The organism is Pseudomonas viridiflava (assembly GCF_900602065.1).
Lineage (GTDB): Bacteria > Pseudomonadota > Gammaproteobacteria > Pseudomonadales > Pseudomonadaceae > Aquipseudomonas.
Genome location: NZ_UWFN01000139.1, coordinates 1 through 349, shown reverse-complemented (window position 1 = coordinate 349; position 349 = coordinate 1). Strand labels below are relative to the sequence as shown.

Annotated in this window: 1 protein-coding gene; it reads right to left on the bottom strand. The window is 67.0% G+C overall.

Annotation, left to right across the window (positions count from 1 at the left end; genetic code table 11):
* On the bottom strand, positions 1-349 hold a 349-nt coding region (locus EE949_RS08340; protein ID WP_164666718.1), incomplete at both ends, for an RHS repeat protein.

The window sequence follows — 349 nt, the reverse complement described above, 5'->3', positions numbered from 1 at the left end:
GGCGACGGTGTTGACCCGCTCGCCGGAATCCTTTTCGGTCGCGGCGGCGCTCTGGCCCGAGATCGGATCGGTGGTGTCGTAGATCCTCACCGATGGCAAGGTGGTGCTGGACTGGCGGCCGGCCAGGTCGTAGCCGTATTGGGTTGCGCGGGCCTGGCTGGTGCCGTCGGCCTCGATGCGTTTGATCAAATTGCCCAGCATGTCGTACTGCATCACCGTCACCAGCGTCTGGGCCACGCCGGCGCCCCAGCTGTCGACGGCGGCGCTGAAGTCGGTCGCGTAGACATACACTTGCGGGCCGGTTTCGCGCACCACGTGGCCGGCCGCGTCGTAGACGTAGGTCCAGGTG